This window comes from Haloarcula marina (assembly GCF_024218775.1).
Lineage (GTDB): Archaea > Halobacteriota > Halobacteria > Halobacteriales > Haloarculaceae > Haloarcula > Haloarcula marina.
Genome location: NZ_CP100404.1, coordinates 2270716 through 2285265, shown reverse-complemented (window position 1 = coordinate 2285265; position 14550 = coordinate 2270716). Strand labels below are relative to the sequence as shown.

The window sequence follows — 14550 nt, the reverse complement described above, 5'->3', positions numbered from 1 at the left end:
CATTCCGAGCGGCCGCCACGTAAAACCGCGTCCCGTGTCAGCGGAAAACACACTTGGTGGTCGGCCGAGTTAGTCATCGCCGTGGACCCGCCAGCACACTCTCGGCCGGTCGCGGACGTGTTCGAGCGCCTCGAATCCGGGGATGACGGCCTCTCGGGGGCGGAGGCGCGTCGCCGACGCGAGGAGTACGGCCCGAACGCCGTCACGCAGGCGGCGGGCCGGTCGCTCCTCACGATTCTCGCCAGCCAGTTCCGGAGCGTCCTCATCTACGTTCTCGTGGTCGCCGCCGCGCTGTCGCTGTGGACCGGGCACGCCGTCGACGCCGTACTCATCGCCGTCATCGTCCTCGCCAACGGCCTGTTCGGGTTCGTACAGGACTACCGGGCCGAGGCGAGTCTCGCCGCGTTGCGGGAACTCACCGCACCGACGGCGATAGTCCGTCGGGACGGAACCACCGAGGAGGTGACCGCGACGGAGATAGTGCCCGGCGACGTGGTGGAACTGACGGGCGGCGACGTGGTCCCGGCGGACTGTCGCCTCGTCTCGGTGACGGGTCTCGAAGCCGACGAGTCGGCCCTCACCGGAGAGAGCGTGCCCGTCGGCAAGCACACGCCCCCGGTTCCCGCGGACACGCCGCTGGCGGAACGAACGCCGATGGTGTACAAGGGGACGAACGTCACCCGCGGACGGGGCGTCGCCGTCGTCACTGCGACGGGGATGGACACCGAAGTCGGCGCTATCGCGGCGGAACTCGCGGGGACGGAGACGACGGAGACGCCGCTCCAGCGCGAACTCGACTCGCTCGGTCGGAAACTCGGCGTCGGCGTCGTGATTCTGGCGGCGCTCGTCGTCCCGTTACTGCTCGCGCAGGGCACGGACCCGTTTCAGGCCGCGCTGACCGCCGTCTCGCTGGCCGTCGCCGCCGTCCCCGAGGGCCTCCCCGCCGTCGTGACGCTGACGCTGGCACTCGGGGTGCGACGGATGGCCGACGAGAACGCCCTGGTCCGGCGGCTACCGGCGGTCGAAGCGCTCGGTGGCGTCGACGTCATCTGCACCGACAAGACGGGAACGCTCACCCGCGGGCAGATGAGCGTCAGTCGGATGTGGGTCAACGACGGCGTGGTCGACTTCGGCGGGCCGTCCGAAGCGGAGGTGACGGTTCCGGACCGCGTCGAGTTGCTGTTGCGCGGGGCGGCGCTGTGCAACGACGCGACGCCGGACGACGAGGACGGCGACCCGACCGAACGCGCCCTCGTCGACGCCGCGGAGTCGGCCGGTATCGACGTGGCCGCCCTGCGCGACGCCAATCCCCGCACCGACGAAATTCCGTTCTCCTCTGAGCGCAAGTGGATGGGTACGGTCCACGACGACCGGGCGTACGTCAAGGGCGCGCCGGAAGTCGTCCTCTCGAAGGCCGGTCGCGTCGTGACCGGAGCGGGCGTCGAGGAGATGACCGACGAGCGCAGAGAGCGGGTCCGTGAGCAGGTCCGAGCCTTCGCTGACGACGCCCTTCGCGTGTTGGCCGTCGCCTACGCGGACGACGCCGACGGCGAGGACGACCTGACCGGCGGCCTCGTCTTCGTCGGCCTCGTCGGCCTCATCGACCCCGCCCGAGAGGAGGTAGCCGACGCCATCGCGGCGACGAAACGGGCGGGCATCGATGTGAAGATGGTGACCGGAGACAACGTCCGGACCGCGGCCGCTATCGCCGACTCGCTGGGGATGGACACCGAGGTGATGGAGGGCCGGGAACTCGCGGCGATGGACGACGAGGAGTTGCGAGAGCGCGTCGAGTCCGTCGACGTGTTCGCCCGCACCGCGCCAGAACACAAGGTCAGAATCCTCCGGGCGTTACAGGCCAACGGGCACCGCGTGGCGATGACCGGCGACGGCGTCAACGACGCGCCGGCGCTGAAGAACGCCGACATCGGCGTCGCGATGGGGATCCGCGGGACGGACGTGGCGAAACAGGCCAGCGATATCGTCCTCCTGGACGACAACTACGCGACCATCGAACGGGCCATCGAACGCGGCCGCGCCATCTTCGACAACGTCTGGAAGTTCGTCGCGTACCTCCTGAGCGCCAACGTCGCGGAGGTGGCTATCGTCTTCATCGGGTCGCTGTTCGGTTATCTCGTCCTGCCCGCCGTGCAGTTGCTCTGGATAAACCTGCTCACCGACGGCCTACCGGCGGTGGCGCTCGGCGCGGACCCGGCCAGCGAGGACGTGATGGACCGGCCGCCGCGCGACCCCGACCGCGGCATCGTCGGCCGGGGCATGCTGGGCCTGATGGCGGGTATCGGGACGGTGTCGACGGCGGTGATGCTCGGCCTCCTGTTCCTGACGCTCGACGGGGCGCGGGCGGTGACGCCGTACGCGATGACGATGGTGTTCACCGGATTCGTCGCCATCGAGTTCGAGAAACTGTACGTCATCCGATGGCTCGGCGAGACGCCGACGTTCTCGAACCCGTGGCTCGCGGGCGCTATCGCCGTCTCCGCGGTGCTCCAACTGGCGGTGCTGTACACGCCGCTGAACGAGTACTTCGGGACGGTGCCGCTGGGACTCGCCGACTGGGGCCTCCTCGCCGGAACGCTCCTCCTCGCCCTCCCGGGGTATCTCGCCGTCGCCGCCTACGTTCGGCGACGCTCGCGGACGAGGTGAGAGTGCGCGTGCCGCTTCGCGCCCATCGTTTTATGCTCTCGCTGCGACAACAGTTGTCCTGAGCTGACAGCCCAACGCCACTACCCCATGTACGACCACATCCTCTTTCCCACCGACGGGAGCGAAACGGCCGAATCGGTATTGGACTACGTCTTCGACGTCGCGGCGGCCCACGACGCCACGCTCTCGGTCCTCAACGTGGCGGACACGAACCGGGACAGCGTCACCGACGTGCGGGGTGAAATCGTCGACGCCCTCGAACAGGCGGGCGAGCGAATCGTCGCCGACGCGGTCGAACGGGCACGCGAGGCGGGCATCGACGCTCATGGGGAAGTCGTTCAGGGGGACCCCGCGGCGACCATCGTCGACCACGCCGACCGGTACGACGCCGACCTCGTGGTGATGCCGACCCACGGACGCAGCGGTATCGAACGCGTCCTCCTCGGAAGCGTCACCGAGGGAGTGGTCAACACCGCACCGGTTCCCGTCCTCGTGGTCAACCCCGACGGAGACCGATCGTACCGTTATCCCGCCGCCGACGTCCTCGTGCCGACCGACGGCAGCGCGGGCGCGAACCGGGCGCTCGCCGAGGCGACCGACCTCGCGTCGTCCACGGATGCGACCCTCCACGTCCTCCACGTCGTCGAGACGGGAACGCTCGGTCCGGATGCCCGGTCTGTGATCAAAGAGTCCGAACTGGACGCTCACGCGCAGGCGATTCTCGACGAGGCGGTGGCGACGGCCGAGGGGACGCTCGACGATGTCGTCGGGTCGCTCAGATACGGTCACCCTCACCGAGAGATTCAGCGGTACGTCGAGGACAACGACGTGGACCTCCTCGCGTTGGGGACACAGGGGCAGACGAACTTCAGTTGGTACGCGCTCGGCGGCGTGACTTCCAAACTCGTTCGGTCGTCGCCCGTTCCGGTGTTGACGACGCGCACTCCCGAGGAGTGACGGTCGGCGATACCGGCGGCGTAGCCGAGACTGGTGCGAACCTCGCCGGCCACGGTTCGCTCGCCGAGGCGGTCGCTGTGGCACGTGGCCGTCGCTCGCCTCAGTTCGGGCAGTAATGGCTTGTAGGAGGGGCGACAACTACGAACGATGAGTCGCGCCCAAGCCCTATGGGACCGCCTCGCCGAGAGCGATGACCTCACTATCATCTGTCACAACAACCCCGACCCGGACTGTCTCGCGAGCGCCGTCGCACTCGGCCAAATCGCCGCGAGCGCCGGTATCGACGAGCGACGAATCCTCTACAGCGGCGAGATATCCCACCAGCAGAATCGGGCGTTCGTCAACCTCCTCGACGTGGAGTTGAAGCCGTTCGACCCGGAACTGGTGCGAAACCGTCCCGAAGGGTCCCTCTTAGCGTTTGTCGACCACGCGATAGTCGGTGTCAACAACCGCGTCCCCGAGGGAACACCGGTCGACATCGTCGTCGACCACCACCCGGTCGAGGACATCGTGGCCGACATCGTCGACCATCGCGAAGGTGTGGGCGCGACGGCCACTATCCTCGCCGAGTACGTCAGGGAACTGCCGATGGACCCCAGTTCGCGCGTCGCCACGGCGCTGCTGTTCGCCATCCGTCGGGAGACGCTGGGCTTCCTCCGCGGGGCCACGCGAGCGGAGTACGAGGCGGCCGCTTACCTCCACGACTACGCGGATATCGACCTCCTCCAGAAACTCTCCTCTCCGGCGGTCAGCGGGGCGACCATCGACGCTATCGGCGACGCCATCGAGAACCGCGTCGTCCGCGGGTCGGTCCTCGTCTCGCACGTCGGACGGACGAGCGAACGGGACGCCCTCCCGCAGGCGGCCGACTATCTCGCGACCCTCGAAGGTATCCAGACCGCAATCGTCTTCGGTATCGTCGAGGACAGCATTCAACTCAGCGGCCGGTCGACGGACGCGCGCGTCCACATCGGCGAGGTGCTCCACGAGGCGTTCGAGGACGTTGGGAGCGCGGGCGGCCACCGCGAGATGGCTGGCGGAGAAATCCCGCTGGGAATCTTCTCGGACTACACCACCGACGACACCCAACTGGTCGATATCGTCGAACAGGTAATCACCAACCGGTTGTTCGTGGCGCTCAACCTCACGGAACGGGAGACGAAGTCGAAAGACGAGACGACAGAGGAGTAATCAGACGAAGCGGAACGTCTCCAGGTTCTTCGGGTTGAACGTCCGCATGTTGAACTTCTGGTACAGCGCCGAGGAGAGTTGGTTGGTCGAACTCTCGTCGCCGTGGACGCAGAGGACTTTCTCGGGTCGGGGGTGCATCGTCTCGACGAACGTCTCCAGTCCCTGCCGGTCGGCGTGGCCGGAGAAGCCGTCAACCGTCTCTACGTCCATCTTCAGACTGACACGCTCCGCCCGCGGACCGCTGGTGTCCCCGAGCGTGATTTCGTCCTGGCCGCGCTGAATCTGCCGTCCGAGGGTCCCTTCGGCCTGATAGCCGACGAAGACCATCGTGTTGTCCGGGTCGCCGCCGAGGAAGCGGAGCCACGACATGACGGGGCCGCCGGTGACCATCCCCGAGGTGGTGAGGATGATGGCGGGTTCCTCGTCGACGATGTCCTGTCGCATCTCCTCGCCGCCGTCGACCTGTTGGAACTGCTCGGCGAGGAAGGGATTCTCGTCCTCGTAGAGGATGCGGTTGCGGAGGCTCTCCCGGAGGTACTCGGGGTAGGCGGTGTGGATGGCCGTCGCCTCGCGAATCATCCCGTCGAGGTAGACGGGCATCGTCGGGATGTCGCCCTTCCGCATCGCCTCCTCTAAGACGAGCATCAACTCTTGGGAGCGACCGACGGCGAAGGCGGGGATGAGGATGTGGCCCTGCTTCTCGTGGGCCTCGTTGATGACGCGCTTGAGGACGCGCTCGGAGTCCTTCTGGTCCGTCTGATAGTCGTTCTTCCCGCCGTAGGTCGATTCGAGGACGAGCGTCTCGACACGGGGGAAGTCGTTGACCGCGCCGTCCAGCAGGCGGGTGTCTTTGTAGTGGATGTCCCCGGAGAAAGCGACGTTGTACCGGCCCTTGCCGATGTGGAAGTGACACACTGCGGAGCCGAGGATGTGGCCCGCGTTGTGCATGGTGAGTTTGATGTCCGGCGCGATGTCGGTGACGTTGCCGAACTCCAGCGGGATAGTGTGTTTCAGCGCGTCTCGAACCTGCTGGCTCTCGTATGGGGGCGCGCGGCCTTCCTTTGCGGCCACGTCGAGGTAGTCCAGTTGGAGCAGACCCATCAGGTCCCGCGTCGGCGCGGTGGTGTAGATGGGGCCGTCGTAGCCGTACTTGAACAGAATGGGGATGAGCGCGGAGTGGTCGAGGTGCGCGTGCGTGAGGACGACGGCGTCGATGGAGTTCGGCCCCGCCGCCAGCGCCTCTGGGACTTGCAGGTACGGCACTTCCCCCTCCGCACCCGGCTTGTCGCCGCAGTCGATGAGGATGCGGGACTCGGGCGTCGAGAGGATGAACGAGGCGCGCCCGACTTCCCGGCAACACCCCAGCGTCGTCAGTCGGACCCAGTCGTCGTCGGCGGTCAGGGGCCGGTTTATCTGCCGACCGACGCGCTCGAGGATGTCTCGTCGTTCGTCGCGTTCCTGCTTGAGGAAGTTCCGGACGTTCGACACCGTCGAGGACTCCATCGGCGGCGTGCGGACGACTTCGGGCGTCCACCCGACGCTCGCGGCGATTTGGTCCAGCGTCTCGCCGTGGCGACCGATGACGCGGCCGGGTTTCTCCGCCTCGATGAACACCTCGCCCGTCGAATCGTCGAAATCGAGGTTTTGCACCCCGGCGTTCTCCGGGATGGTCTCCTCTATCTTGACGCGGGCCTCGTTCTGCGGGACCAGCGCCGTCTGCGTCGGACGGATGTTGATACGCTTGCGAAGCGTCTGTGCGAGGTTCCGGACGATGCCGTCGCGATTGGCTATCTCCTTCGCGTCGGGCGTGTAGATGACCAGTTCCGGTCCCTCGAAAGTGACCGACGCGATGGTGATGTCGTCCGGCGTCTCGGCTTCGACCTGTGCTTTAATCTTCTCCAGTGTCTCGTCTGCGGTACTCATGTATGCGGGAAACTGCGATTGGAGACTTCGGCCGTCGAAGAACAACGGCTATCGAATGTCGTTATCTAGCCGATAAGCGACCACGGATAAGAACCTTTGCTTCGTGGGACGACTTCGGCGAGGACTCGATGGGGGCGTGTGACGCGATACCGCTCGCCGACGAGCGTGGACATCGTCCGTTTTTAGTCGCCGAGGCCACTCCCTCCTACTATGGGTTTTGGTAGCTACGACGAGTCCGAGCAGAAAGACCAGAACGTGGACACGGACGACGACGACGGCGTGGCCGTCCACGAGAACGACCACGACGGCGAGGTGTCGTTCGACACCGAAGCGTCGACCAGCGACCTCGTCGACCGCCTCGGCGAGATGAAAGACGACGACTGACGACTGCTGACCGAGGATACTGGCCGAGTGCGGCGGCCGCCGACCGACGCGGCCGCTCGCGACCCGCTCACCGCCGAAAAGCCGCTTTCTTCGCGCCCGACGCGACCAGCGACGGTTACGCCTGCAGGGTCTGTTCCAGTTCGCCGTTCTCGTCTAACTGCTCTAGGATGTCGCTCCCGCCGACGAACTCGCCGTCGACGAACGTCTGCGGAATCGTCTCGCGGCCGCTGTACTCCGATAGGGCCTCGCGGTACGCCTCCGTCGCCGTGAGGACGTTCACCGTCGCCACGTCGTCGCGGTACTGGCCGATGAGGCCCAACGCCTTCCGCGAGTAGCCACACTGGGGCATCAGTTCGGTCCCCTTGATGAACAGGGCCACCTCGTTGTTCTCGATTGTCTCTGCGACCTTCGTCTGGACTTCCTCGCGCGAGAGTTCTTCTGGTTCGAAGCTCATGTCCCCTCGTAACAGTCGGGCAGGGAAATGCGTACCGCCGTTCCCTTCGGGCGGGACCGCTCACTCGGGCGTCGACGTGCGGAGTTCGATGGCGTGGATGTCCCGCGTCAGGTGCTCGCCGAGGGCGTCGTGGACGAGTTGATGCTGGTCGACTAGCGACTCGCCCTCGAAGGCTGGCGAGACTACCTCGACGGCGTAGTGCTTGTCGTCGTCTGGGTCCCGCGGTGTCGTCACCGTCGCGTCGGCGTCGGGAATCTCGGCTTCGATGAGGGCTTTGACTTCGTCTGCGTCCATACCAGGAGTCAGGCCGTCGGCGAGGAAAACGGTTGGCTTCTCCGCGGTCCCGTTCGACGGGGGTCGTCGGCGTCGTGGCGGGTCATTCGTCGACGGGCGTGGCGACGACTTCGCCGTCCCTCTGCACGCAGATACGGAAGCCATCGTGCACGAACGTGAGTTCGAATTTATCCGACGACGTCGATTGCAGTAACTGGTCCACTGCGCCCAAGTCGACGGACTCGTACAGCGGTTCGACCGCGGTCACCCCGCGATTCGACGCCACGCTGACGACGCGACTGACCGCTTCGCTCGGGGATGTTTCGGCCCAGTCGAACCGATGTCGTATCTGCTCGTCGTGACCGCTGTAGCGGGCTTCGTCGGCACGTTCAGTACCCGTCATCGAACACAATCGTATACCACATCGTGTTACTTGCTAATGAATACCGACCGGTGTTATCACGATTTGAAACAGCCGGCAAGCGAGAGTCGCTTCGGCGGGTCCGGAACGACCTACAGCGGTTCGAGCCAGACGTGTTCCGCTTTGTAGTCCTCGAGGAACGCCCCGATGTCGCCCACGCTGACTTCACCCTCGTCCGTCTCCACGAGAATTGAGTTCTCCATCCCGAACTCCACGTCGCGTTCCTCGACGAGGCCCTGTCTGGTCCCTGCCAGCGTCCCGGTCCGTTCGGTCGGCGTCTCCGTCGTGTTTGTGGGGCGTGCCCGGAAGGTCACGGCGACGTTTCGGCCCGTACGGTGGTGGAGCGTCGCGTCGTAGACGGCCCGTCTGAAACTGTCGTACGATTCGGGTAGCGGGGTGGGGCGACGGAGCAGCAGTTCCTCCGAGGCGGGCCACATCGAGCCCAGAAACGCGCTCTCGACCGAGAGTGAGACTGTGCGGTTCTCGAAGTGTATCGCCTCCGCGTCGCCGTGTTTCCAGTCGAGCATCTCCGCCGGTGAGATGATGCCTCGTGAACGGTCGGACGTGAGACACACCGTCATCCCTCTGACCCCCGACCGGACGACGGTGGCGACGTTGGACAGCGTCTCGTTCTGGAACGCGTCCGTCGACCCGGCGATAGCGAGCAAGACGAAGACGTCCCGTTCGACCGCGTCTTCGAGCGCGTCGGCAATCTCTGGAACCATCTCCGCGGGGACGACCGCGAACACCTCCTCGGTGGCGCTCTCGATGGCCTGTCTGAACCGCTTGTGCAGGGTCGGCCGAGAACGCACGACTTCCAGCGCCTCGAAGTCTTTCGAGGGGCGTTCGTATCGGTCGGCAACCTCCTCCATCGTCTCGCTCATCGTCTCCAATCGGGCTTGGAGCGCTTCCGACGGCGGTGCTGCCCGCACCCGCGTCGGCGAGTGGTGGTCCTCGACGGAAACGACGCCGTGCTGTTCCAGTTGGGTACAGAGCTGATAGACGTAACTCGAGGAGACGCCGGCCGCAGAGGCGATGGTGCTCGGCGTCGCTTCGCCGCGCTCCACCACTGCAAGATATACGCTGGCTTCCGTCTCGGTGAACCCGAACTGCTGGAGCCGGTCGACGAGAGTGGTGTCCTGACCCATGGAGATAGGCCACATTGACGGAGGTCCCGTAATCACTGTATCGATTTGATGTCGGGGAGATTATGTTTTCGCCGTGGGCGTAATCGAATCAAAAGATTTTGTGACTTTGAAAAATATATTCCAATTTTGGGCCCAATAATCATGCAAATGTTTATTTATTGGCGCACAATTCGTGCTTCTGATGGCAGACGAACCAAATCTGACTGACGGTGGCGACGGAAGTGGCACGTCCCGGCGAACGTTCATGCGGTCGACGGGGGCGGTAGCGGCAGCGGCGTCTCTCTTCGGAGCGGCCGGTGTGACGGCCGCACAGGAGGGAACTGACGACCTCGGGGCGCTCGTCTCGGAGATGACCTTAGAAGAGAAAGTTCGGAGGACACACGGGGGTAGCGGTGGCCCGAGCGGTATCGCGGGCTACCTCGAAGGCGTCGAACGACTCGACGTGCCCGGAATGGGGATGGCAGACGGGCCGACTGGCGCGCGATTGGGCGACCCCACGACGGCGTTTCCGCATCCAATCGCCGTCGCGGCGACGTTCGACCCGGAGTTGCCGGCACGACAGGGCGAGGCAATCGCCCGCGAGGTGAAAGACGGCGACGTGCAGATTCTCCTCGGGCCGTCGATGGACACGTTCCGCGTCCCGCTACACGCCCGCGGCGGTGAGACGTACGGCGAGGACCCGTACCTCTCGGCGCAGATGGCCCGCGAGTACACGTCGGCCGTCCAGTCTGAGGGCGTCGTCGCGACGCTGAAACACTTCGTCGCGTACAATCAGGCGAGTACGACGGGGAACGTCTACGACTACTTCTCGACCTCGGAGCACAACGTCGTGGTGGGCGAGCGAGCGCTCCGAGAGATTTACTGCCCGCCGTTCCGCGAGGCGGTCACCGAAGGCGACGCCGGAGCAGTCATGCCTGCTTACAACCGCGTCAACGGGACCTACTGTTCCGAACACGACTACCTCCTCGAAGAGATTCTGCGCGAAGACTGGGGGTTCGAGGGGTTCGTCGTCTCCGACTGGGGCGGGACCCACAGCACCGTCGACGCGGCGGTCAGCGGATTGGACATCGAGATGCCGTCGGCGAACCACTTCGGGGAGTCGCTGGCGTCGGCCGTCGAAGCCGACCGCTTGCGCGAGGGCGTCGTCGACCGGCAGGTACTTCGCGGCCTCCGGTCACAGCAGGAAATCGGCGCACTCGGGGGCGACCAGGTCGGGAGCGAACCCGCACGAGGGACCGACGAGCACTTCTCGCTGGCCGAGCAGATGGCCGAGGAGGGGTCGGTCCTTCTCCAGAACGAAGGGGACCTGTTGCCGTTGGACGAGGACGTGAGCGACGTCGCCATCGTGGGCCCGACGCCGACCGAGTTCAAGGAGGGTATCGGCGGGAGCGACACCGTCACCGCGCTCCGGCGGGTCGGTCTCACCGAGGGCATCGAACAGGTCGCCGACGACGTGTCGGTGACGACGGTGTCGACGGAGCAGTCCGAACTCGCGGGGCCGGACGCGTTCACGCCCGCCCACGGGAACGACGGCGGCGACGGGTTCACTCGCCGGGTGTACGCTAACGGGGACTGGTCGGGGTCGCCGACGCGGAGCGAACGCGTCGACGCGGTCGAACTGACCGGCGAGGAACGGGACGCCTTCGACGGCGACACCGTCACGGTTCGCTGGGAAGCGACGCTCACCGCGCCCGAGTCGGGGACGTTCGCGTTCACGCTCACGAGTCAGGCCGCGAGCAGTCTCACCGTCGACGGCGAGACGGTCGTCGAAAACGAGGGGGGCGGGTTCTTCGGCCCGAAGGGGGAGGAAGCGGCGCTCACCTTGGAGGCGGGCGAGACGTACGAGATTCGCGTCGACGCAGTCGGGACGGCCCCGGTCCGACTCGAGTGGAACCGACCGTCTGCCATCGAGGCCGCGGTGGACGCGGCCGCTGACGCGGAGGTGGCTGTCGTCCTCGCCCGCAGTGACACCTTCTATGGAGACGACCGACACGAGTTCTCGTTGCCGGGCAATCAGGACGAAGTCGTTTCGCAGGTGGCCGCCGCGAACGAGGACACCGTTCTCCTGTTGAACACCGAGACGCCGGTGGCGATGCCGTGGGTCGAGGACGTGCCCGCCATCATGCAGACGTGGTTCCCCGGACAGGAAGCGGGGACCGCCGTGGCGAAACTCCTGTTCGGCGAGGTGGTTCCCTCGGGGAAGACGCCGGTCACCTTCGCGGCATCCCTTGACGACTACCTCCCGGGGGAGGTCACTTCACTGCCCGACGAAGGCCGCGCCTATCCGGGTGTGGACGGGAACGTCTTCTACGACGAGGGTGTCTTCGTCGGCTATCGGCACTTCGACGAGGCGGACATCGAACCGCTGTTTCCCTTCGGTCACGGCGAGTCCTACGCCGACTTCGAGTACGGGTCGGTCTCGCTGTCTCGCTCGACGACGACCCCGGAGGAGGGCGTCACGGTCAGCGTCGACGTGACCAACACCGGCGACGTGGCCGCCAGCGAGGCCGTGCAGGTGTACGTGGGGGAGCGAGACCCCGTCGTCGAGCGCCCGCCTAAGGAACTGAAGGGTATCCAGAAGGTGGAGGTTCCGGCGGGCGGGACCCGCACCGTCGAGGTGTCGCTGGGTGCGGACGCGTTCCAGTACTGGTCGACGGAGACGGACTCCTGGACGGTCGAGAACGGCGAGTTCGACGTTCTCGTCGGGGCATCGTCCCGGGATATCCGCGGCGAGGCGACCGTCGAACTGGTCGGGTCACTATCGGAGGGCAGTTCGGATAGCGGGAGCGACTCCGGGCAGTCCACGACCGAGACGGAAACCGCGACAACTACCCCTGCGGAGAGTGCGACCGACGCCGACACCGAGGCGGCGCAGTCGACGGCCGAGTCGACTACCGGCGGGTCCGGACCGGGCTTTACCGTCGGTGCCGCGCTGGTCGGCGTCGCCGCCGAAGCGGTGCGACGGATTCGGGAGTAACCCGTTAGGCTAGGAGACGCTGGTGAGTCGGCTTCATACAGCGGTCCTGCACCACGCGGCGACCGGCCTCCTCGGCGCGTTCGACGGCCTCGTCGTCGTGGATGCCCAACTGCAACCAGATGACGGCGTCGTCATCGCGGGCCAACGCCTCGTCGACGATGCCGCTGACCTCTTCGCTCGGTCGGAACACGTCGACGATGTCCACTTCGCCGGGCACGTCGGCGAGCGAATCGTACACTTCGCGGCCGAATATCTCGTCGGCGAAGGGGTTCACTGGAACAACGTCGTATCCCTGCTCGATGAGGTACTTCGGTATCTCGTGGGCGTCCTTCCCGGGACTGGCGGAACACCCGACGACCGCGACGCGGTTCAAGCCGAGAATCTCACGGAGTTCGTCGTCGTCAGTGACTGGCATACACCGACCTAGGGCGCGCACGGGCAAAACTGGCAGGGCCGGTCTGCGCCGGTGGTGACGAGGTGGAACGTAGCCGAAGTGCGGCGAGAACCAACTCGCGAGCGAATGGGGCGCGTCTTACCCGAACGTTCGACGTAGCTATATGTGACACCGAGGTGGAATCTTTGGTGACGGTACGTGACACGGCATGGCAACAGAAGACGCGGACGCTGAACTATCGTTACCGCACCCGATTAGCGGGTCGTGGTCGCCGGTCACGTCGCCGACGGTGACCCTCGTCGAGACTATCGCCGAGGCCATCGGCCGAGAGACGGAAGCGATGCCACCGCTCGCCGACGCCATCGACCCCGACGCCTTGGACGCACTCCTCTCCCGGCGGTACGGCGAGAACGGGGACGGCCTCAGTGTGTCGTTCAACTACGACGGCCTGCGCGTGACACTCGACACCGACGGTTATCTGTACGTCCAGAGTCGGACCGGAACGGACGGCTGAGTCCCGTGACACGGGACTTCCGGCGGACCGGATTTTCACTCGTAAGTGTGCGTGTAGCCGCCGTCGAACAGCAAGTCGCCGCCGTTGAGGTGTTTCGCGTGGCGCGAACACCCGAAGACGAACAGGTTCGCGACTTCCGCGGGGGTCATCATCTCCTTCGTCCGGGCCTGTCCGAGTATCACGTTCTCGACGACTTCCCGCTCGGAGATGCCGCGTTCCGCGGCGGTGTCCTCGATTTGGTCGACCATCAGCGGCGTCAGCACGTAGCCGACGCTCACCGAGAAGCCCCGGAGCGCGCCCGCCCCCTCGGCGGCGATGGCCCGCGTCAGCCCCACGAGGCCGTGTTTCGCCGTGATGTAGGCCGCCTTGTCCGTCGTCGCGTAGTGGCCGTGGACCGAGCACATGTTGGCGATAGCGCCGACGCCGTCGTCGGTGTCTCGGATGTGCGCCATCGCGGCCTGTGTCACCTTGAACGGCGCTCGGAGCATCACGTCCGTCAGGCGGTCGTACTCCGTCATCGGGAACTCGGGGATGCTCGCGATGTGTTGCATCCCGGCGATGTTGGCGACGAAGCGCAGGTCGCCCTCCTCGGCGGCCGCGTCGACGACCGCTTCGACGTCGTCGTCCGCGGTCAGGTCCGTCTCGACGCCGTGGAACACGCCGGACACGCCGCAGTCGTCGGCGATGTCGCCCGTCTCCGCGAGGCCGTCCGTGTCGATATCAGCGCCGACGACGGTGAGGCCGTTTGCGGCGAGGGCGACCGACGTCGCGCGACCGATGCCGGACGCCGCGCCGGTGACGACGGCGACGTTCTCGGGGTCGAAGTAGGGGTCGTCGAGCGTGAGGAAGTCGTCTTCGGTCAACTCGGGGGCCGTGAGGTCGAACTCGGAGTCGCGCATCTCGAATCACTCCACGGTCCTGTCAGTTCGAGCGACGTTAACTCCTCGCCCGGTGTCCCGTCCCGGGGCCTCGATTACCCCCCGGTTACCGCGACACTATCTGTCGTCGAGTGGTAGTTTACTACCTAGTCGACAGACGCCCCTTAACACACGATTCATGGTTTCGAAAACGCACGACGGCGACGACAGACTCCCGACGACCGGCCCGGACTCCGGCCGGTTCGATAGCTACCGCTCCGTCACGACCGGCGACAGCGCGATAATCTACGACACCGAGCGGGACGACGCGTGGATTCAGGCGACCCACACCGTCTCGCTCGCCGACTGGGTGTGAAGTACCGACGCGCGTCG

The 14550-nt window shown here is 65.9% G+C and carries 14 protein-coding genes; 7 read left to right on the top strand and 7 right to left on the bottom strand.

All coding sequences use genetic code 11. The features are described from left to right. Window positions 1–81 precede the first annotated feature (81 nt). The 3 genes from NJQ44_RS11965 to NJQ44_RS11955 all read left to right on the top strand — a co-directional run bounded on the left by NJQ44_RS11965 (window position 82) and on the right by NJQ44_RS11955 (window position 4812). On the top strand, window positions 82–2664 hold the full coding sequence (locus tag NJQ44_RS11965; RefSeq protein ID WP_254271579.1) for a calcium-translocating P-type ATPase, PMCA-type: 2583 nt from the start codon (window positions 82–84) through the stop codon (window positions 2662–2664). 87 nt (window positions 2665–2751) lie between these two features. Next, window positions 2752–3621, top strand: a complete 870-nt coding sequence (locus NJQ44_RS11960; protein WP_254271578.1) for a universal stress protein — start codon at window positions 2752–2754, stop codon at window positions 3619–3621. Window positions 3622–3768: 147 nt separating this feature from the next. Further along, a complete protein-coding gene (locus NJQ44_RS11955) occupies window positions 3769–4812 on the top strand; it encodes a DHH family phosphoesterase (protein WP_254271577.1) in 1044 nt (347 codons plus the stop codon). Here the strand turns inward: NJQ44_RS11955 and NJQ44_RS11950 are convergent, their stop codons facing one another. Continuing rightward, window positions 4813–6735: a beta-CASP ribonuclease aCPSF1 gene (locus NJQ44_RS11950; protein WP_254271576.1), complete on the bottom strand. Its 1923-nt coding sequence runs from the start codon at window positions 6733–6735 to the stop codon at window positions 4813–4815. Window positions 6736–6945: 210 nt separating this feature from the next. Between NJQ44_RS11950 and NJQ44_RS11945 the strand changes: the two genes are divergently transcribed. Continuing rightward, window positions 6946–7119, top strand: a complete 174-nt coding sequence (locus NJQ44_RS11945; RefSeq protein ID WP_254271575.1) for a DUF5786 family protein — start codon at window positions 6946–6948, stop codon at window positions 7117–7119. 115 nt (window positions 7120–7234) lie between these two features. Here NJQ44_RS11945 and NJQ44_RS11940 read toward each other — a convergent pair whose 3' ends face one another. The 4 genes from NJQ44_RS11940 to NJQ44_RS11925 form a co-directional block, all read right to left on the bottom strand. Continuing rightward, window positions 7235–7573: a glutaredoxin family protein gene (locus tag NJQ44_RS11940; RefSeq protein ID WP_254271574.1), complete on the bottom strand. Its 339-nt coding sequence runs from the start codon at window positions 7571–7573 to the stop codon at window positions 7235–7237. A 60-nt stretch (window positions 7574–7633) separates the two neighbouring features. Continuing rightward, window positions 7634–7867 (bottom strand): BolA/IbaG family iron-sulfur metabolism protein, encoded by a 234-nt coding sequence (locus tag NJQ44_RS11935; protein ID WP_254271573.1) that lies wholly within the window; start codon window positions 7865–7867, stop codon window positions 7634–7636. A gap of 82 nt (window positions 7868–7949) precedes the next feature. Then, on the bottom strand, window positions 7950–8249 hold the full coding sequence (locus tag NJQ44_RS11930) for a HalOD1 output domain-containing protein (RefSeq protein WP_254271572.1): 300 nt from the start codon (window positions 8247–8249) through the stop codon (window positions 7950–7952). Between the two features lie 110 nt (window positions 8250–8359). After that, on the bottom strand, window positions 8360–9415 hold the full coding sequence (locus tag NJQ44_RS11925) for a TrmB family transcriptional regulator (protein WP_254271571.1): 1056 nt from the start codon (window positions 9413–9415) through the stop codon (window positions 8360–8362). A 181-nt stretch (window positions 9416–9596) separates the two neighbouring features. Between NJQ44_RS11925 and NJQ44_RS11920 the strand changes: the two genes are divergently transcribed. Continuing rightward, window positions 9597–12392, top strand: a complete 2796-nt coding sequence (locus NJQ44_RS11920; protein WP_254271570.1) for a glycoside hydrolase family 3 C-terminal domain-containing protein — start codon at window positions 9597–9599, stop codon at window positions 12390–12392. 4 nt (window positions 12393–12396) lie between these two features. On the opposite strand, the gene NJQ44_RS11915 is transcribed toward NJQ44_RS11920, so the two are convergent. Continuing rightward, window positions 12397–12807, bottom strand: coding sequence for a CoA-binding protein (locus NJQ44_RS11915; protein WP_254271569.1), 411 nt, complete (start codon window positions 12805–12807; stop codon window positions 12397–12399). Between the two features lie 187 nt (window positions 12808–12994). On the opposite strand from NJQ44_RS11915, the gene NJQ44_RS11910 reads away from it, so the two are divergent. Next, window positions 12995–13300 (top strand): HalOD1 output domain-containing protein, encoded by a 306-nt coding sequence (locus tag NJQ44_RS11910; RefSeq protein ID WP_254271568.1) that lies wholly within the window; start codon window positions 12995–12997, stop codon window positions 13298–13300. A gap of 35 nt (window positions 13301–13335) precedes the next feature. Here the strand turns inward: NJQ44_RS11910 and NJQ44_RS11905 are convergent, their stop codons facing one another. After that, a complete protein-coding gene (locus NJQ44_RS11905) occupies window positions 13336–14199 on the bottom strand; it encodes an SDR family oxidoreductase (RefSeq protein ID WP_254271567.1) in 864 nt (287 codons plus the stop codon). A gap of 157 nt (window positions 14200–14356) precedes the next feature. Here NJQ44_RS11905 and NJQ44_RS11900 point away from each other — a divergent pair, with 157 nt between their 5' ends. After that, window positions 14357–14533, top strand: a complete 177-nt coding sequence (locus NJQ44_RS11900; RefSeq protein WP_254271566.1) for a DUF7331 family protein — start codon at window positions 14357–14359, stop codon at window positions 14531–14533. Window positions 14534–14550: the final 17 nt, after the last annotated feature.